Origin of the sequence: Paenibacillus anseongensis, assembly GCF_009757995.1 — a bacterium.
Lineage (GTDB): Bacteria > Bacillota > Bacilli > Paenibacillales > NBRC-103111 > Paenibacillus_E > Paenibacillus_E chondroitinus.
In genome coordinates this window covers 24,016-43,741 of sequence record NZ_WSEM01000023.1, presented here as the reverse complement: position 1 = coordinate 43,741, position 19,726 = coordinate 24,016, and the positions used below count along the sequence as shown (strand labels likewise).

The 19,726-nt window shown below is 49.6% G+C and carries 13 protein-coding genes; 10 read left to right on the top strand and 3 right to left on the bottom strand.

The window, feature by feature from the left end:
* The first annotated feature begins 32 nt into the window (after positions 1–32).
* The 10 genes from GON05_RS26470 to helD all read left to right on the top strand — a co-directional run bounded on the left by GON05_RS26470 (position 33) and on the right by helD (position 11,209).
* Positions 33–1,178: a D-alanine--D-alanine ligase gene (locus tag GON05_RS26470; protein ID WP_157323416.1), complete on the top strand. Its 1,146-nt coding sequence runs from the start codon at positions 33–35 to the stop codon at positions 1,176–1,178.
* A 6-nt stretch (positions 1,179–1,184) separates the two neighbouring features.
* A complete protein-coding gene (locus GON05_RS26465; RefSeq protein ID WP_157323415.1) occupies positions 1,185–1,502 on the top strand; it encodes a hypothetical protein in 318 nt (105 codons plus the stop codon).
* Between the two features lie 1,042 nt (positions 1,503–2,544).
* Positions 2,545–2,835: a hypothetical protein gene (locus GON05_RS26460; protein WP_157323413.1), complete on the top strand. Its 291-nt coding sequence runs from the start codon at positions 2,545–2,547 to the stop codon at positions 2,833–2,835.
* 83 nt (positions 2,836–2,918) lie between these two features.
* A complete protein-coding gene (uvsE, locus tag GON05_RS26455; RefSeq protein WP_157323411.1) occupies positions 2,919–3,875 on the top strand; it encodes a UV DNA damage repair endonuclease UvsE in 957 nt (318 codons plus the stop codon).
* A gap of 101 nt (positions 3,876–3,976) precedes the next feature.
* A complete protein-coding gene (gene fabI / locus GON05_RS26450) occupies positions 3,977–4,747 on the top strand; it encodes an enoyl-ACP reductase FabI (RefSeq protein ID WP_157323409.1) in 771 nt (256 codons plus the stop codon).
* A 218-nt stretch (positions 4,748–4,965) separates the two neighbouring features.
* On the top strand, positions 4,966–5,826 hold the full coding sequence (locus tag GON05_RS26445; RefSeq protein WP_127455091.1) for an inositol monophosphatase family protein: 861 nt from the start codon (positions 4,966–4,968) through the stop codon (positions 5,824–5,826).
* A gap of 197 nt (positions 5,827–6,023) precedes the next feature.
* Entirely contained in the window at positions 6,024–7,001 is a 978-nt protein-coding gene (locus GON05_RS26440; protein ID WP_157323407.1) for a sugar kinase, read from the top strand.
* Positions 7,002–7,033: 32 nt separating this feature from the next.
* Positions 7,034–7,696 (top strand): bifunctional 2-keto-4-hydroxyglutarate aldolase/2-keto-3-deoxy-6-phosphogluconate aldolase, encoded by a 663-nt coding sequence (locus GON05_RS26435; RefSeq protein WP_157323405.1) that lies wholly within the window; start codon positions 7,034–7,036, stop codon positions 7,694–7,696.
* 4 nt (positions 7,697–7,700) lie between these two features.
* The gene (locus GON05_RS26430) at positions 7,701–8,582 is read left to right on the top strand and encodes a DinB family protein (RefSeq protein WP_157323404.1); all 882 of its coding nucleotides are present in this window, start codon (positions 7,701–7,703) and stop codon (positions 8,580–8,582) included.
* Between the two features lie 221 nt (positions 8,583–8,803).
* On the top strand, positions 8,804–11,209 hold the full coding sequence (gene helD, locus GON05_RS26425; RefSeq protein WP_157323402.1) for an RNA polymerase recycling motor HelD: 2,406 nt from the start codon (positions 8,804–8,806) through the stop codon (positions 11,207–11,209).
* Between the two features lie 1,674 nt (positions 11,210–12,883).
* Here the strand turns inward: helD and GON05_RS39075 are convergent.
* From GON05_RS39075 to GON05_RS26415, 3 genes are all read right to left on the bottom strand, one after another.
* The gene (locus GON05_RS39075; protein WP_220138883.1) at positions 12,884–13,009 is read right to left on the bottom strand and encodes a DUF6254 family protein; all 126 of its coding nucleotides are present in this window, start codon (positions 13,007–13,009) and stop codon (positions 12,884–12,886) included.
* A 122-nt stretch (positions 13,010–13,131) separates the two neighbouring features.
* Positions 13,132–17,682 carry a glutamate synthase-related protein gene (locus GON05_RS26420; RefSeq protein ID WP_246239479.1) on the bottom strand — a complete coding sequence of 1,517 codons (4,551 nt, stop codon included), beginning with the start codon at positions 17,680–17,682 and terminating at the stop codon, positions 13,132–13,134.
* Positions 17,683–18,306: 624 nt separating this feature from the next.
* A complete protein-coding gene (locus GON05_RS26415) occupies positions 18,307–19,653 on the bottom strand; it encodes a glutamate-1-semialdehyde 2,1-aminomutase (RefSeq protein ID WP_157323400.1) in 1,347 nt (448 codons plus the stop codon).
* Positions 19,654–19,726 lie beyond the last annotated feature (73 nt).

The window sequence follows — 19,726 nt, the reverse complement described above, 5'->3', positions numbered from 1 at the left end:
GAAGGAATAGAACGACTAGACGGAGGTACGCAATGAGCGGCAAAATAAGAGTTGGACTAATTTATGGGGGGAAATCGGGGGAACATGACGTTTCTTTGCAAACTGCAATGGCCGTTATGAAAGCCGTAGACTTCACCAAATATGAAGTGGTACCGTTTTACATTTCCAAAAAAGGGGAGTGGAAAAGCGGCGCACCTCTCTTGGCACCCGTTGCATCGAAAGAGGAATTGACCTTCAGCAGCGGAGACTCCGCCAATGCACCTGTTTCTAATGCTCTGGCACCTATTTTCGGGGCTGTTCATGCGAAAGGCGATGTAGCGATCTCTTCCGCCGCGGCAGCTGGAACGAAGGAAGCGAGCATAGATGTTGTTTTCCCACTTTTACACGGTACATTTGGTGAGGACGGGACGATTCAGGGTTTATTGGAAATGGCGAATATTCCTTACGTAGGAGCAGGCGTGCTTGCTTCCGCCGTCGGTATGGATAAAGTCATGATGAAGAAAGTTTTTGCGCAAGAAGGACTTCCGCAATGTATTTTCCGTCATTTCACACGGACGGAGTGGGAAAAGAACCGCGCGTATCACCTCATTGAGCTGGAAACTGCGATTGGTTATCCGTGCTTCGTGAAACCGGCTAATTTGGGTTCCAGCGTCGGTATTTCCAAAGCGAGAAATCAAGAGGAGTTAATTCAGGCGGTTAGTTTCGCCTTCCAATACGATCGCAAAGTCATTATTGAAGAAAATATTGATGCCCGCGAGATTGAAGTTGCTGTTCTTGGGAATGATGAACCTCAAGCGTCAGTTGTCGGTGAAATTGTATCCTCGAACGAATTTTACGACTACAAAGCCAAATATGTCGACGGTAAATCCGCGATGGTCATCCCGGCAGATATTCCGGCCGAAACAGCTGAGCAAGTTAGACAGCTGGCCGTTCAGGCTTTCCTTGCTGTTGATGGCAGCGGCTTATCCCGCGTTGACTTCTTCCTAGGCAAAGCTGATCAAAAGATCTATATCAACGAAATCAATACGATGCCAGGCTTCACGCCTTACAGCATGTATCCACTGTTGTGGCAGGAATCCGGCAAACCTTATACCGAATTGCTGGATGATCTCATTCGTCTGGCAGTTGAGCGGCATACAGCGAAGCAAAGTATCCAATATTCTTTTGATGTGGAGTAGATGCTAATGGGATTCCAAACGGAGTTTAACTCGGTCTGTAAGTTCAAGTCCGCGCAGGAGCTCTTCGAGCTGCTGGAGTACGGCCGCGGCAAAATGGTGAAAAGCGGCTTCCGCGTGTTCCCGACAGGGCAGAAGGTCATTGCCTACACGCCTGATAATCAAGCGATCGCCATCGTCAAAATCCTTGCTTCGATCGCGGAAATCAATTTCCAAGGCGAAGAAGTAACGCAAGTGGAGATGGAGCTCGTTCGTCGGCTGACGGAGGAAGAGGCGCAGGTACAGACGAAGCTTGCTCATGAGATGTTTTTCGGTGAGCAGGCTTAGTTGGTGGTAGAGGAAGAGGAAGAGAAAGAGGAAGAGAAAGAGGCAGGCATCGTCCGTTAGGGACGGTGTCTTTTTTTGATTGGCGGCTCCTCGAAGCCCGTGGGGCTTTAGGGGTGTGCTTCGCTGCACAGAGTGCAAACATTTTGGCACCCCTCGGCCTTCCCTGGGCGTCATGCTGTGCTTCATTGCACTTTGTGCAATATGAAAGCGGATTATTGCTCGCTATGGCTGCCTTCGTTGCACAAAGTACACTCATTTTGGCGCTTGTTGCCCAAAAACTACAGTTTGCAGGCCCTAATGTTGCACAGAGTACAATATAGGAGAGGGTTGAGGGGGAATTGTGGTACTTATGTTGCATAAAGTACAACGAGGCCAACTGAAACGCCGAAAAAACTACGCAAACATGTGTCCAATGCGCCAAAAGTCTGCGTTAACGTTGTAAAACAAGCTTAAGATCCGTCGAAAGGGCCAAAAACCGTTCGTGGCCACTGAAGCGCCGAAAACTACGCAAACATGTGTCCAATGCGCCAAAAGTCTGCGTTAACGTTTTAAACAAGCTTAAGATCCGTCGGAAGGGCCAAAAACCGTTCGCGGCCGGCTGAACGTCAAAAAACAACGCTAACATGTATCCAATGCGCCAAGAGTCTGCGTTAACGTTGTAAACAAGCTTAAGATCCCTCGGAAGGGCCAGAAACCGTTCGTGGCCAGCTGAAACGTCGAAAAACAACGCTAATATGAGTTCAATGTGCCAAGAGTCTGCGTTAAGGTTGTAAAAACAAGCTAAGATTCGTCGGAAGAGCCGAAGACCGTTCGCGGCTAGCTGAACGTCGAAAAACAACGCTAACATGAACGGGTACGTCAGCCCTGGGCGATACAACGATAGATAAACGTGTTTTACATCGATACAGCGAGCAATTTTCCGGAGAAAACCCTCCACAAGATCTTCCTCACAGATAGGTACTATAAGAAATTAGTACTTATTCTCCAATCCAGCCAGAGCTACAATTAAAGCAGTAGACTTCACAGCAAGGGGATGAACAGGATGAAATTTACCGCCTACTGGCTTTTTAATATCGTGCTCGGCATACCGACGCCGTATGTGCTTATTTATATGATTTTCGGCTTCTACGGATTCATGGCTCCTTCTTCAACCGAACAAAAGTACATGGCGGCAGGGGCACTGCTCCTGTATCTTCTTGTATGGCTGTTTGGCAATTTGCTAACGTTGCGAAAAGAGGACCGCGCCACTAAGCTCGGCATGCTTGCGCTAAGTCCGTTACCTATAGCCATAACGGCTTTTTGCGGTTTTAAAATCATTGCTGCACTTTCCTAGCAGCATTTAATGCATGTGGCCACTGGAAAAAGGGTAACCTAACACAGGATTTTTACCTGAACTTTCTTGGGGGTTACATGTGCATGATTATTCGCCTTGGGTATGTGGCGATGTCGACGGTTGTCAAAAATGCTTCACCGTCTAAAACAATGACAGTCACGAACTTCAGCAAGCTGCTGGATCGGGAGGCTGCCATCCGGAAGCTGGAACGCTTAGGTGCGGAAAACTTGCATAATACATTAAGATTGCTACGTCATAACCGGGCTCACGATATCATGGTGTTCCGTTTCTCTTCTAGATTCATCCCCCTTATAGGGCATGAAATGTTAGAGGACTGGGACCCGATCCCGACGCTGTCGGCGGAGTTCGAGGAGTTAGGCGCCTATGCGAAGCAAGCAGGTATGCGCGTGAGCTTTCATCCGGACCACTTCACGGTCCTGAGCACTCCAAGAGAGGACGTCCTGCAGAAATCCATCCTTGATCTGGAGCGGCATAACGCGATGCTGAATGCGATGGGACTTGGCTCAGAGGCTATGTGCAACATTCATGTAGGCGGTTCGTACGGGGATAAAAAGAAAGCGGCAAAGCGATTTATCCAAAACTTTTCCAAGCTGCGCCCCGAGATTCAAAAGCGGATTACTCTGGAGAACGACGATAAAACATTCAATGCGCTAGAGACATTGGAAATTGCTGAAACAGTAGGAGCGCCAATGGTTCTGGATGTTCACCATCATGCCGTGAATAACGAGGGCGAAGATGCCGCTGAATTGTGGCCGCGTATACAACAAACCTGGACAAACGGACTCCCGCCGAAGATTCACGTCTCAAGCCCCAAAAGCGAGACCGATCCAAGAAGCCATGCCGATTACGTGGAAGCAGGGCCGCTTCTTGTTTTTCTGCGTGCGATTGCCCCTGTTACCCCAAGGCTCGATATTATGATTGAAGCCAAAATGAAGGATGAAGCGCTATTTCGTCTTATGGAGGATTTTAAACTCGAGGAAGGAATCGTTGTGCTCGATCAAGCCTCGATCCAGCTGTAGTGCTTCAGATTTATTTCTTGAATTGTTTGGCAAAATGGGGTACTTTTGAGATTGGGTATGAATGACGTTTAATCCAATGTTGAGAGGGGTTTTTCACGGCCATGAGTCAACTATTAACAGGAAAAAATATACTTGTCATGGGTGTTGCCAATGATCGCAGCATCGCATGGGCGATTGCTCAATCTTTAGCGGCACAAGGAGCAAATTTGGTCTTTACGTTTGAAAATGAGCGTGTTGAGGAACGCGTGCGCAAGCTCGCTGATACAATTCCAGGTTCGATGCTTATGCCTTGTAACGTAACGGTAGACGCTGAAATTGATACGCTGGCTGATACGCTTAAAGCGAAGTTCGGTGTCGTTCATGGCCTTGTACATAGCATTGCTTTTGCAAGAACGGAAGAATTGGACGGACTGTTCGTTGACACATCGCGTGATGGCTTTGCCTTAGCGCATGACATCAGCGCATACTCCCTTGTTGCCGTTTCCAAACGCATTTATCCGCTAATGACAGAAGGCGGCAGCATCATGACAATGACCTACCTTGGCGCTGAGCGAGCAATGAAGAACTACAACGTTATGGGCGTTGCCAAAGCGGCATTGGAAGCTTCCGTTCGCTATCTGGCGGCTGACCTCGGTCAATTCGGCATTCGCGTGAACGGTATTTCGGCTGGTCCGATTCGTACCTTGGCTGCCAAAGGCATCAAAGATTTCAACTCGATCCTGCGTCAAGTAGAAGAGAAAGCTCCGCTGCGCAAAACGACGGAAACAGCAGAAGTTGGCGATACAGCGATGTTCTTGATGAGCAACCTGTCCCGAGGCATCACGGGTGAAGTTATTTATGTTGACGGTGGTTACCACATCGTTGGAATTTAAGCCATTATAATGTCTAATGATAATCAAGAAACCGTATTGCCTACGCGGCAGTATGGTTTTTTTATTTGTAAAATGTCTGAAAATCTCCTTTTTTTATTAATAAATGTATAAATGTACGAATATTTTGGGATGAAACGCACTAGTATTTAAAACGTATAATTTACTATACTTAACTTACTTCTAAATCTAAATAAATTAAAAAGAAAGAGTTGATATAAGTGGTAAATGGTGAGGCGGAGCCGTTCGTCATCGGCAGTAAGAGTTTTACGGCAGTGGCTATCAATACGGCAGCCAAGGCTGGGCAATGGATCAAGAGCAAAATGGGCGATATCAGCCGTATTGATACGAAATTTTCTTCTCAGGACCTGGTGACCGAAGTGGATAAAGGGTCGGAAAAGCTTATTCGCAACTTGATCATGACGCATTTCCCGGATCATTCCATTCTCGGTGAAGAAGGCGTAGAGCCCGGTCCGGAAGCATCGGCCAAAGCACTTCAAGCCATGAGCGAGGAAGAATACTTATGGATCGTAGATCCTATCGATGGAACAACGAACTTTGTTCACGGGTTCCCGTTCTTCTCAGTTTCGATTGCACTCGCGCACAAAGGTGAGATTATTGTCGGTGTCGTTTATGACCCGTCTCGTGACGAGCTTTTCGTTGCCGAGAAGGGGAAAGGTGCTTATATGCACGGCAAAAAGACAGTCGTATCGCTCGATGGACAGCTGTCCAGCAGTCTGGTTGCAACAGGTCTTCCAGCAGATCGCAACGGCGCATTACCGATTAACCTGAAAGGTATTCAAGCGTTATCTCCCAAAGTGCGCAACCTCCGGATCGCAGGCTCCGCGGCGCTTCACTTGGCTTATGTAGCCTCAGGACGCCTGAGCGGCTTCTGGGAAATTGGTCTGAATGCTTGGGATATTGCAGCGGGCGCGTTGCTGATCCAAGAATCAGGCGGTAAGGTGACCGATACCGAAGGCAGACCTTACAATCTGGCGGTTCGCAACATACTGGCTACTAACAGCCAGATTCATGATGAGCTGCGGCAAGAGTTGGTGAAAGCTGAAGCTACCGGATTTTAGCTATTCTATGAGGTAGAAGAAACCTGAGACATACGTCTTGGGTTTTTTCTTCAGTTCCCCTATACATAGAGAAAATACTCTCTCGTCAGATTCTAATCTTACTATCTGGTACAAACGGTGGTTATACACTATAATATGAAATATATGCATTATTTAAACGTTTCAACTAACGATCAGGAAATGGATGGAGAACTTATATGACGACGAATTCACAATCGCAAGCGGTTACCGGACCTGACATTATTACCTTTGGCGAAACAATGGCGCTGCTGATGCCTTCCAACGGCAAAGGATTGGAGTACTCGTCTGAACTGCATAGCTTGTTTGGCGGGGCGGAAAGCAACGTGGCGATCGGAGTATCCCGCCTTGGAGGCAAAGTAGGCTGGTTTGGACGTCTTGGCAAAGACCCGATGGGCCGTTTGATTTACAAAAAAATTCGCGGCGAAGGTGTCGATGTTTCCCGTGCTGAACTGACGGCAGAAGCACCGACCGGGCTTATGATGCGCGAAATGCTCATGGGCAAAACGTCCGTCTACTACTATCGCAAAAACTCAGCGGCAAGCCAGATGAGCGTTAAGCATTTGGATGAAGGCTACATTGCTGGAGCGAAAATCCTTCATATCACGGGTATCACACCGGCGCTCAGCGAGTCCTGCAAAGAGGCTGCGTTTGAAGCGGTTCGATTGGCTCGCAAACATGGCGTCAAAGTTAGTTTCGACCCTAACCTGCGGTTGAAACTTTGGGGGATAGACGAAGCTCGTCCTGTGCTTCTTGAGCTTGCCAAGCTGGCGGATATTTTCCTGCCGGGCCTTGATGAGCTGAAGCTGCTCTACCAGACGGAGGACTGGGATGTCATTGTGGGCAAGCTGCGTGAATTGTCCGCTGTTTCCATCGTCAAAGGCGGAGAGAACGAAACTTATGTCGTAACCAAAGATTCGATCACAGCGGTTCCATATTTTAAAGCGGAGCAAGTGGTGGATACGGTTGGCGCAGGCGATGGCTTTTGTGCGGGATTTTTGGTAGGCTTGTCCAAAGAGTACGACTATGCGGAAGCGGTGCGTATCGGTAATCTGGTGGGCTCCTTGATTGTGCAAACCGAAGGAGACTGGGAAGGCGCTCCGACTTGGGAGCAAGTAGACGCAATTCTTAACGATGTTAAACATATAGAACGCTAATTCCATGCTTGCATAAGAAGGGGAAGATTCCATTGAAAAAATTGAAACTTGTTCAGCAAATATCAAGTGAAGGCGTCGTAGCCGTCCTGCGTGGAGAGACGCCGGAAGAAGTAGTTGAAATGGCGGATCAAGCCATTGCGGGAGGCATCAAAGTCATCGAAGTCACGATGACGGTGCCGTTCGCGCTGCGCGCAATCGAGGAGCTGGCGAAGCGCTACTCGAGTACAACGCAGGACGCTTCCAAATACGCGATTATCGGGGTGGGCACGGCCCTAGACCCGGAGACAGCGCGTGCAGCGATCCTGAGCGGGGCCGAGTTCGTTGTCGGCCCGTCGCTTAACCCGAACACGGTTGCACTCTGCAACCGTTACCGTGTACCCGTCATGCCTGGCTGCATGACGATTCAAGAGATTCAAACGGCGCTGGAGCTTGGCGTCGATATCGTGAAGCTCTTCCCCGGCAATCTCTACTCGCCGGCAATGATTAAGGCCATTAAAGGTCCGCTGCCGCAGGCGAACATTATGCCAACAGGCGGGGTCTCGCTGAGCAACCTCGGCGAATGGATTCAGGCCGGCGCTGTAGCCGTCGGCATCGGCTCCGATTTGACCAGCGAAGCGGTCAAAACAGGCGATTACAGCCTGGTGGCCAAGCGGGCAGCCCAATACATCGAGGCCTATCGAGCGGCCAAGAAGTAGAACGATGGCACATAACGGGGCGAAGCTGCTTTTGCAGGTAGATGATCTTCAGGCATCGATTGCCTTTTATACACAACAACTGGGCTGGGAGCTGCTCGAAAGAGCGGCTTCTGGTCCAGTTGCATTACTGCGAGTAACGACAGATTATGAGGCTGTATTGATTCAGCAAACACCCTCTGCTCAGCTTCTGGTGGAAGCACAGACTAAACTGGCAGCAGGCTGGCTGCAGAACAAACACTTTACTCCCAAGAAGGGAGATCTCATCTACATCGGCGTAGCTTCAGTGAATGCTGTGGAGAGTAATCTCCAAGCCAAAGGCTGTAAGGAGCTGCGAAAAGAAGAAAATCCAGGCCACATTCGTAAACTTTTTGCACCAGACATCGATGGACATACGTTTGTGTACTGGGAGGAGCTGCCGGCTACCCATGCTGAAATTGTAGACATGTATGCTGCGGGTGCTGACGAATTAGAAAGCGCAATAGCGGGATTGACAGAGGAGCAGTTGAACAAGTCGCTAGCCCCAGGTAAATGGACTATTCGCGAGCAAGTCCTACATTTGATCGACCTAGAGCTGGTTACGCTGCACAAAGTAAAATTCGCTTTGGCGGAGCCAGGGCGTGCCTATCAAGGCAACAGCTTTTCACAGGATGATTGGAGCATAGGATTGGATTACCGGAATCGGCCGATTCATGTTGAAGTCCAGTTGTTCCGGGCTATGAGGCAGCATATTCTTGGACTGTGCGAGCATTTGCCCGATGCCCTGGAGAGAACCGTCACCACGAAAGATCGTCATGAGTCTGTGGCACAGTTGCTAAAAATGATGGCAGGCCACGCTAAGCATCATATCCGAGCTGTGAATGAAATTCGTGAGCGGCATGATTGCTGACAAACGAGGAGTCAGAGGCTAGAAATTGAAGTGAAAAAGAATGCCAGAAAACCCCAGGTCCTAGACCTAGGGTTTTTATTGATTTTTGGAACATAACTTGTTAAAATAAAGATTGATTCAAATATTTTTGAATTGTAAACAGTTTTATCCTAATTTAATTATAGCACCAAAACCACCTCCATGTCAAATCGTAATAAAATGGTAAGAAAAGAGGCGTTGGGATGAGTCTGACAGATCAAGCAAAAGCAGCAGAAAAGAAAAGAGTGCAGGAAGTTACAGAGAAGATAACCGTCAAAATCACGGAACTGGAGGAGCAGGTCGGTCTAGTTCAATCTGATGTTGTTGAGATTCGTAAACATTATTGGGACGAAGTCACGATGGATATGAGTACGGCGGAAGATGCGGTAGAATCTATCGCCAGCATGAGGCAGCAATCAGAGGTGCTTTCCGAGCGAGAACGAACGCATCGACAGGCATCCAAAACATTAGGCAAGCTGAGAAAGCTCGTCCAGTCGCCTTATTTTGGTCGGATCGATTTCATTGAACGCGGTGAGCGGGAAGAAGAGGCTGTATATCTGGGCATTGCGTCTTTTCTGGATGAGGAAGCAGGTCAGTATCTTATCTACGATTGGAGGGCTCCCATCTCCAGCTTGTATTACGATTTTGCACCGGGAGAAGTCGCATTTACTACACCGAATGGCACGGTAGAGGGTCAAATGGTTTTGAAGCGGCAATTTGTCATTCGTGACCGTCACATCCATCTGATGTTTGATACTGGCGTGACCATCGGCGATGAACTGCTAAAGCAAGTGCTCAGCCGTAGTTCGGATGCGCAAATGAAGACAATTGTTGCTACGATTCAAAAAGAGCAAAACCGCATTATCCGCAACGACAGCGCCCAAATGTTGATCGTACAAGGGGCAGCAGGAAGCGGTAAAACATCAGCCGCATTGCAAAGAGTCGCGTACCTCCTTTATAAGCACCGGGATAAGCTGAGCTCGGATCAGATGGTTTTATTTTCGCCAAATCCGCTGTTTAATCATTATGTGTCTACCGTGCTGCCGGAGCTAGGCGAAGAAAATATGCAGCAAACGACCTACCAAGCTTATTTGGAGCACCGTTTGGGCGAGATGTTTGAGGTAGAAGATTCTTTTACACAATTGGAATACGTATTGACGAGGGGTGGTCTTGAACATGTGTCTGAGAGAACGCCAGTGATGGAGGAAGCCTATGAAGCTCGTTTGAGCGGAATTTATTATAAATCTTCAACTGCTTTTCTTGCCGTAATAGAGGCTTATAAGAAGCAGCTAGAGCAAATGGGGATGTTATTTAACCCTATTAAGTTTCGCGACAAAGAGGTGCTTAGCGCGGCTCGTTTGGTGCAGCAATTTTACAGCTATGATTCCACCATTCGGCTTCCTAACCGTTTGGAGCTGATGAAAGAATGGATATTAGGGCAGCTGGAGCTCTTCGCAAAAGTAGAAATTGAGGAAGCCTGGCTTGATGAGGAGATAGAGCTTCTCAGCAGTGATGAGTACCATCGTGCGTATATTAAGCTGCGCAAAATGGAGGGGGAACGTGATTCCTCTTTCGACGATTATGACCAGGAACGGCATTTGCTTGCTCGAAACGTCCTGAAAGAGCATCTAAAGCCTCTTCGAAGCGCGGTGAAGCAGCTTAAATTCGTTGATATGATCGGTCTTTATGGGCAGTTGTTTAGGGAGGAAGCGGATAAAAGGGAGCTGATAGCCGACAAGCCGCGCTATTGGTCCGAAATCTGCGGGCGGACGCTGGAGGAGCTGGCGCATACCAGGCTGCCTTACGAGGACGCTCCGCCGTTCTTGTACTTGATGGAAGCTGTCTGCGGCTTCCAGACGAACAGTGCCGTGCGCCACGTTATTATCGACGAGGCGCAAGATTATTCTCCGTTTCAGCTGGCTTACCTGAAACGGCTCTTCCCGCGCTGCCGCATGACAGCGCTCGGCGATTTGAGCCAGGCGATCTATTCGCACGCTTCCGCGTACAGCGAAATCGATCCGATCGCCGCTCTGTATGGGCCGGACCAAACGGAAGTCATCCGTTTGGTCCGCAGCTATCGCTCCACGCGCGAGATCGTGGAGTTCACCCGCGGCATCGTGCCTGGCGGCGATGCCATAGAGCCCTTCACCCGCGCAGGCAGCAAGCCGCGGGTGATCCAGGCCAGCGATCGCGGATCGCTGCATAGCCTGCTGGCAGCCGAAGCAGCGCGGCTGCTGGATGAAGGCTATGCCTCCATCGCGATCATTACCAAGACCGCGAGCGAGGCTGAGCTCGCGCATCAAGCCCTTACGCCCCTTATGCAGGTACCGCTGGGGCGTGTCACCAAACACAGCCCGACGTTCGAGTCGGGCGTGCTCGTCATCCCTTCGTATTTGGCGAAGGGGGTCGAATTCGATGCCGTACTCCTTTATGATGGTTCCCATCATCAGTACGGCCATGAGAATGAGCGCAAGCTGTTTTACACGGCTTGCACCCGGGCTATGCACGAGTTGTGTATTTTCGCGCTGGGGGACCCGTGTCATTTCATCACGAGCCAGCCGCAGGATACTTATGTGCTTACGGACAGCGGTGAGGATGTTTTTAGTTAGGATGGAAGGTACTATCGGCACTATCCCCAAGAGTCATGAGATTACCGTGGATAATAACAGAGATCGGTATTTGTGAATGACGTTCGGAAGTTTCTGAGTGAGAGGGATAGTGCCAACAGCCATCGCGAACCGCGAATCAGCGAACTCAAAGAACCCGGTACCGATCATCATAAGGTGCGCAGTAATCTGGGAAAGGTACTATCGGCACTATCCCCAAGAGTCAGGAGATTACCGTGGATAATAACAGAGATCGGTATCTGTGAATGGCGTTCGGAAGTTTCTGAGTGAGAGGGATAGTGCCAACAGCCATCGCGAACCGCGAATCAGCGAACTCAAAGAACCCGGTACCGATCATCATAGGGTGCGCAGTAATCTGGGAAAGGTACTATCGGCACTATCCCCAAGAGTCAGGAGATTACCGTGGATAACAACAATAATCGGATCTGTGAATGACGTTTCGGAAGCTTCTGAGTGAGAGGGATGGTGTTTATAGTTACGCTTCGGGTTGTGTTGGGTTGGGAGGTTTTCCTGAGTGAAAGGGATAGTACCAATAGCCATCGAGAACCGCAAACCCGCGGACTCAAAGAACCCGGTACTGCACATCATGGGGGGCGCAGTAAACCGGGGAAGGTACTATCGGCACTATCCCCAAGAATCAGGAGGAGCTTATCGTGGATAACAAATTGATCGGTATCTGTGAGTGACGCTCAGAAGCTACTGAGTGAGAGGGATAGTGTCTATAGCAGCACTTCAGGTTGTGTGAGTTGAGTCGGTGAGCTACTGAGTGAGAGGGATAGTGTCTATAGTTACGATTCAGGTTGTGTGAGTTGAGAAGGTGAGCTCTTGAGTGAGAGGGATAGTGTCTATAGCTGCGATTCAGGTTGTGTGAGTTGAGTCGGTGAGCTACTGAGTGAGAGGGATAGTATCTATAGCTGGCGCTTCAAGTTGTGTGAGTTGAATAGGTGAGTCCCTGAGTGAGAGGGATAGTGTCTATAGCTGGCACTTCAGGTTGTGTGAGTTGGGTTGGTGCGCCTTAGAGTGAGAGGGATAGTATCTATAGCTGGCGCTTCAAGTTGTGTGAGTTGAGTAGATGAGTCCCTGAGTGAGAGGTATAGTGTCTATAGCTGCACTTCGGGTTGTGTGAGTTGAGTAGGTGAGTCCCTGAGTGAGAGGGATAATGTCTATAGCTACACTTGAGGTTGTGTGAGTTGAGTCGGTGAGCTCCTGAGTGAGAGGGATAGTGTCTATAGGTACGATTCAGGTTGTGTGAGTTGGTCGGTGAGTTCCTGAGTGAGAGGTATAGTGTCTATAGCTGCGCTTCAGGTTGTGTGGGTTGAGTTGGTGCGTTCCTGAGTGAGAGGGATAGTGTCTATAGTTGCGCTTCGGGTGTGTGAGTTAGTTGGAGAGTCCCTGAATGAGAGGGATAGTGTCTATAGCTGCGCTTCAGGTTGTGTGAGTTGAGAAGGTGCGCTCCTGAGTGAGAGGGATAGTGCTTATAGCGACCCTTCAGTTTGTAAGTAGAGCTGATACTCCCTTGTGCGAATGGGATAATACCAATAGCTACGCGAGCCGCGAATTGCAAACTCAAAGAACCCGGTATCGCACATCTTAGGATGCGCGATAACCGGGTTGCTTTGAGTTGGTCCCTCTTTCTGACGTTGGAGGGGGCTTGCGTTACTTGCTGCGTTCCGCGTCGTACTCACTGGCGAATTCGGCCAGAGACTTCACCTTACCATGTGGATGTCTAGCTTGTTTGCGGCTTTTCCATGCAGCTTCTTCGCGGCGTTTCGATTGGCTCATAGCAAAAAACCTCCTATGGTATGCGGATGGGTGTTGCACTTATAACGTGTGATTTGTAGGGTTCTTTTATGCAGAAAAAAAGCTCCACAAGACCTCAAGGGTCCTGTGGAGCTTTGCTTTATCTATTCCGTAGCAACGGATTGGTCAGCTTGCATGTTGACCGGGGAGATACGGATGAAGTTAGCTTCAAGATTGCTTAGCAGACCGTCGATTTTGGCTGCGGCATCCGTTTGACCGGAGTTAGCAAGCTCTGCGCGGTAAGCTGTGAGCAATTCAGTAAGGTCTTTGATACTTTGTACGCCAACTGACTCAATTTTAACTTTTGCGCCTTTGGCAATACGACGTTCAATAGCTGCTTGGTCTAGACCCATTTCTGGTACGAGACGTTGGTAGATAACCCCACCTGTCATCCCTGCACAAATCCATGGACCCGGATCGCCCATAACAACGGCACGGCCGTTTGTCATGTATTCGAACGCAAAGCCTTTGAGGTTCGCACGAGCGGCAAGTCCGCCGAGCTCATCTCGCAGAGGTGTCGTGATTTCGCCGCCGAATACAACATCTGCACCGGAGAAACGGATACATGCACGTGTATCTGCGCTGCCTTGAATCAAGAACAAGCCTTTTTGTGCACCGTAACCGAACGATTTACCAACGCTACCGTTGATGAATGTGTTGTTTTTGCCAAGTGATTTCACGATGGCTACTTTACCACCGAACGCCATTTTACCCAGACCATCTTCGGCACCACCTTGAACGGTAATGTCAACGCCGCGGGCATTGAAGGCACCTAAGCCGTTACCTGGAACCGAACCGTCAACGAGGTTCAAAGCGATAGCTGGCAGTTCATCGTAGCTGCCGTCGAAACGGTCTCTTACGCGATGGCTGGAATAACGAGTTCCGAGAATACGGGACTCAGCATCCACTTTGGACCAGTTGCGAACGATTGGAGCGTCAAACGCCAAGGATTCAGGGAAGAATTCCAGACCTTCTGCACCAGCCGCGATACGGATATCAGAGGATACTGCTGCTTCTTCCATCGCTCTTTCAGCATCAGAAACGAACTGAAGTGGAGCAGGGCGAAGAATGTCAGACAGATCAATGCGATCCAAGTGGCTGATTTGCTCAAGCAGGTCAGAACGTCCTACCAGGTCTTGCAAGCTAGTGAATCCGAGGGAAGCAACAACTTCACGTACTTCTTCGCCAATACCGCCAAACAGACGAACCAAGCTGTCAACAGCAACGTCAAATTGACGAGGAACGAAACGGCGAAGACCTTTTTCCTCAGCTTCTTCCATAGAATCGATTTGCGTTGCGATACCAACGTGGCAAGTGTCCAAGTGACAGCCGCGGCATGTTGTACAACCGATCGATTGCATTGCGATACTACCAAATCCGGCGCGGTTCGCACCGAGCATAACCATTTTAACAACGTCAGCGCCTGATTTCAGACCGCCATCAGACCACAGCTCTACGCGGTGACGAAGACCAGCTTCAATCAAAGCCACGTGGGCAAGCTTAGTACCGATTTCTGTAGGAAGACCAACGTGTGTCAAGGAGTGAATACGAGCCGCACCTGTACCGCCGTCAAAACCGGAAAGCGTAATAACGTCAGCGCCTGCTTTGGCAACACCCACCGCAATTGTACCGATACCTGGTACGACTGGGATTTTTACGATAATTTTCGCTTTGCGACCGCTAGCTTCTTTCAACTCGGAAATGATTTGAGCCAAATCTTCGATCGAATAGATATCATGGTTATTCGAAGGGGAGATCAGGTCCGAGCCGATTGTTGCATTACGAGCTGCAGCGATTTTGGCTGTAACTTTGGAGCCTGGCAAGTGACCACCTTCACCCGGTTTAGCACCTTGACCGATTTTGATCTCAAGGAATGCAACCGCGTTAGCCAGTTCAACGTTAACTCCGAAACGTCCGGATGCCACTTGTGCACCGCGCGTTTTTTTGTAGCGTCCAAGCATATCTTTAATTTCTCCGCCCTCGCCGTTCATGGTTACCATGTTCAGGCGTTCGCCGGCTTCAGCGTAGGCACGGAAAGCTGTTTCGTTCTGTGAACCGAAGGACATGGAGGAAATCAGCATCGGCAAGGAATGACCGCCAATGGAGATATCAACCTTCGATGGATCAAGCGCCTTGCGGCCTTCTCCAAGTGCTTTCTCAACATTGAATCCAGCAATGTGACGAATGGAGATCGGGTTTTTCTTCTCTTCTTCACGCAGTTTGTCGCGGTAGTCGCCGTAAGAAGCGGCTCCTGAAGCAGCATCGCCTAGCGCTTTCCACATACGTTGGAAGAAACGGAAGTTTTTCGCCGCTTTTGCTTTCGGATTCGTGTAATCGTTGTAACGAGCTTCTGCTTCAGCTTCGAGCTGTGCAAAGCCTGTTCCACCTTTTTCACTACCCAGGTAGTTCACGATATCAAGCACCTCTGCCACTTCCGGGTGGAAGCCGATGGAGGAGAAGAAACGTGTATAACCACGAAGCTCATGTGTTCCGATCGTGGAGATTACTTTCTCCAGACCTTTCGTAAGAGCTGCATAAACTTTACGTGCTGCTGCTGCGTTGCCTTCTTTATCAGAAGCAGTGGAGAACAACAGGTAAGGTGAAATCACGTCGGCACCAAGACCACAAGCTACCGCGATATCATGCAGGTTGCGAATCGCTGCGGAACGAAGCACCAATGTCACGTGACGGCGCAGGTTGTCGCCGAAAGTAAGCTTTTCCGCACGAAGTGCGATATCGATTTTGGATACAACTAAGTGAGGCTCAAGCCACAAACGATCGTTTTGGTGAGCTTCTGAATCGTCAAGAATGATAAGTGCAGCGCCAGCACGAGCAGCAGCGATAGCGTCAGCAGCCAAAGCGTCCAAACCAGCGCCAAGAGATGTTCCTCTTGCAAAAGTCGTGGAAAGCACGGCTACAGCATTTTCACCTTGTGCACGGAACAAAGCAACCAATTGCTCATAGGAAGGTTGGGACAGATGCTCTTCGCTATCTACACCGTTCGTACCTTCGAGTACAAGCGGAGCAAGAAGCTCAAGACGCAGATTGCTATCAACCTGAGAGTAAACCGGTGTACGCGAACCTGCAATCACGCGAGTCGAGAAATGTTCCATTTCACGGTCACGGTCAATCGCCGGGTTGGTAACAACTGCAACGCTCTCTTTAATGAAGTCAGGCACGTTTTGACGTTCCCATGCAATAGCAGCGTGAGGGGAGTCGTGGCCCAGGGAGCGGATTGGCTCAGCGCCAGTTTCGGACATAGTTTCGATATAAGAAATACCGTCGCGATCCCAACCAAACGCACTGTACAATTGATCCGTTGCTACAACATTATCGTTGAGCTCGGCTTGCGTGTCTGTTTTGGAAGGGTTCAGATATTTACGAAGTCCGTTAATGTTCAAACGTTTGCTTGCGCGCTCATAAACAAGTGACTGTACTTCATGGTAAGGAATGACTTGAACATGTTCACCTGGTGTAAGCACAACGCCGACTTTCTCACCTGGTGCGATAGGCTTCGGATCAGCAACCATGTCGCCAACCGTGATAACGCCTTGCTCCGAGGAGAAGTACAGGGAAGATTCGCTTTCAACCATCCAAACAGGACGTAGACCAAGAGCATCAACGCTGAAAATACATTCGTTGCCGTAACGGGAAACGATACCTGCAGGACCTTGAGCGAAGTGGCCCCAAACTTGACGGAAGTAAACATAAAGATCTTGAAGTTCCGGACGGAATTGTTTCATTTCATTAATAATAGGAGGGAAAACCATTTCCATGGCTTCGAAAAGTGATAATCCAAAACGGTGAATGAATGTTTCAATCGTTCTGTTCATGTCTTGGGAGTCGGAACCACCACTAACGAGCGGAACGCCAACCATATCTGCTTCGAGACGAAGTTTTTTAACGGTGTTAATTTCACCATTGTGCCCTAGCAGGGAGAATGGTTGAACGCGGAAGAAGCTGGACAGTGTGTTCGTGGAATAACGGTTGTGACCGATTGTAACTTGGGAAGCGAAAAGCGGATCGCGTGTGTCGTTAAAATATTTCGGAAGAATGCTTGCAGCGCCCAACACTTTGTAAGCGGAAGTTACATTGCTTAATGTTGCAACGTGAACGTTGTAGCGGTCTTCAATCGCGATATGCAGCTCAAAAAGGTGATCTGCCACTTGACCTTCTGTTTTGTTGCTGATTGCAGCGATTTGCCAGAATGTAGGCTCATCGTTTAAACCGTTAGGACCAAGAACGTTGCTATCTACTTGGTTTTCTTGCTCGAGAATGATGGACACATCGTGGGAAGCAAATAGCTCACGGATGCCATTCTGAATCTCGGTAACGGTCAGGTCAAGTTTGCGCGGAACAAAGATATGTCCAACAGAAAAACGGTTATCATAAGCAAGTTTGCCGTCTAGACCCGCATCTGTTAATTTCTTTTCCCAAAGAGCGCGTGGAATGTCAGTTAAAATACCGCAACCGTCGCCTTCACCGTTAATAAATCCTGAGCGATGTTCCATTTTTACAAGGGCATCAATCGTTTTTTGGATGTTTTCACGGGTAGGATGACCGTTCTTTTCAATAATACAAATAATTCCGCAGCTGTCGTGTTCGGTTCCTAGTAGATCTTGAAAACGGCCTTCATTACGCATAATTTCATTCATTGCTCAGGTCAGTCGCCTGACCGTCACCTCCCCTATATATTTAACTCCTCTTTCACTACTTTGCTTGCATTTTAGCATTAATGAGCCCGCAACTCTTAGCATTTTCAATGGATGACCGGAAACCGATCAAAAACGAAATATGCGAGATTTTGAATAAAAATGCAATTTAACTGAATAGCATGCCAATTTCGAGGAAATGGCTCCCTTGAAATCAGTCAAGAATCGACCCGTCATAAAGTAAGGCATCACACACAAAAAACGAACGTGAATTTGTAAATCATGCCCTAACTTTCTAGGAAAATACTGCGAAAACAAGACTTTTCGTTAAAAGGGTAAAAGTAATCTTAGAATAGCACGAAAATGTTCATCCGACAATAGTTGCAGAGCGAAAACAAAAATGTAAGCGTTACCTTTCGTGTATAATGGTGAATAAAGGTAATTTGTTTAATGCTTGGCTCCCTCTTAAAATACGAACGAACTATGTTCTTGTTAGGAACATAGTTCGTTTCTGGGACATGTTAGCAAATATGGATAGCAGAAAATACCTTGTGCACCGGGGCATGATTTCATGTTTTTTTATACGCAATCGTAGTAATTGTGTGTATTTTCGAAAAAATTTAAACATTAGCGAGTTTTCATTATTTTAAAAGCGTGATCCACGGCATCCAGAGTCTGGGCGATGTCATCTTCCGTGTGGGCAATGGTTGTAAACCAAGCTTCATACTTCGAAGGAGCGAGGTTGATGCCTTGCTCCAGCATAAGCCGGAAGAAGTCCGCGAAGCGTTCGCCGTCCGTATCCTGCGCTTCGTCATAGTTCGTGACGGGATGATCGCAGAAGTGGGTGGAGAATGCGCCGCCGATACGGTTCAGCGTCAAGGCGATGCCGTGTCTCGCAGCGGATTCCGCGATGCCGCCTGCAAGCGTCGCGCCATGCTGCTCGAGCTTGGCATACACATCTGCCTGCTGGAGCACCTCCAAGCAGGCGATGCCGGCCGAGATGGAGGCGGGGTTCCCCGCCATCGTGCCGGCCTGATACGCAGGTCCGAGCGGAGCGACCTGCTCCATCACGGCCTTGCGGCCCCCATAGGCTCCGATCGGCAGTCCGCCGCCGATCACTTTGCCCAGGGCCGTAAGGTCTGGCTCGACGGCGGCGAAGCGCGCCGCCGCCTCGGCTGTGCCGCCCTCCACGAGAGGGAGGCCGGGGTAAGTCTGTGCCGCTCCATAGTGGAAGCGGAACGCCGTGATGACCTCGTCGTAGATGACGAGGGCCCCGTGTTTGCGAGCAGCTGCGCAGAGCTGCTCGAGGTAGCCGGCATGGGGCATGACCATGCCGAAGTTGCCGACGATGGGCTCCACCATCACCGCGGCAATCTCTCCGTTCCATCGCGCGAGCGCGGCTTCCAGTGCCGGAATGTCGTTGAACGGCACGGTGATGACCTCTTGCGCGATGCTCGCAGGCACGCCGGCGCTGTCCGGCGTGCCGAGCGTGGACGGCCCGGAGCCGGCCGCCACAAGCACTAGATCGGAGTGGCCGTGGTAGCACCCGGCAAACTTAATGATTTTGGTGCGCCCGGTGTAGGCGCGCGCCACGCGGATCGTCGTCATCACGGCCTCGGTGCCGGAGTTGACGAAGCGCACTTTGTCCAGCGATGGAATCGCGGACTTCAGCATTCGCGCGAACTCGATCTCGAGTTCGGTCGGGGTGCCGTACAACGTGCCGTTCTGTGCGGCGCGGCAAATCGCCTCGGTCACGTGCGGATGCGCGTGACCGGTAATGATAGGGCCGTAGGCGGCGAGGTAGTCAATGAAGCGATTCCCGTCTACATCCCAGAAGTGTGCGCCTTGCGCACGCTTCATGAAGACGGGGGCGCCGCCGCCGACGGCTTTGAATGAGCGGGAAGGGGAGTTGACCCCGCCCACGATGTGTTGCAGTGCTTCTTGATATAATTGCTCGGAGTTTTTGCGATTCATAAGAAGTAATCATTCCTTTATTAAGTAGTATGTATATTGGACGGTAACTAACGGACTCAGGAGGCGTTATTTC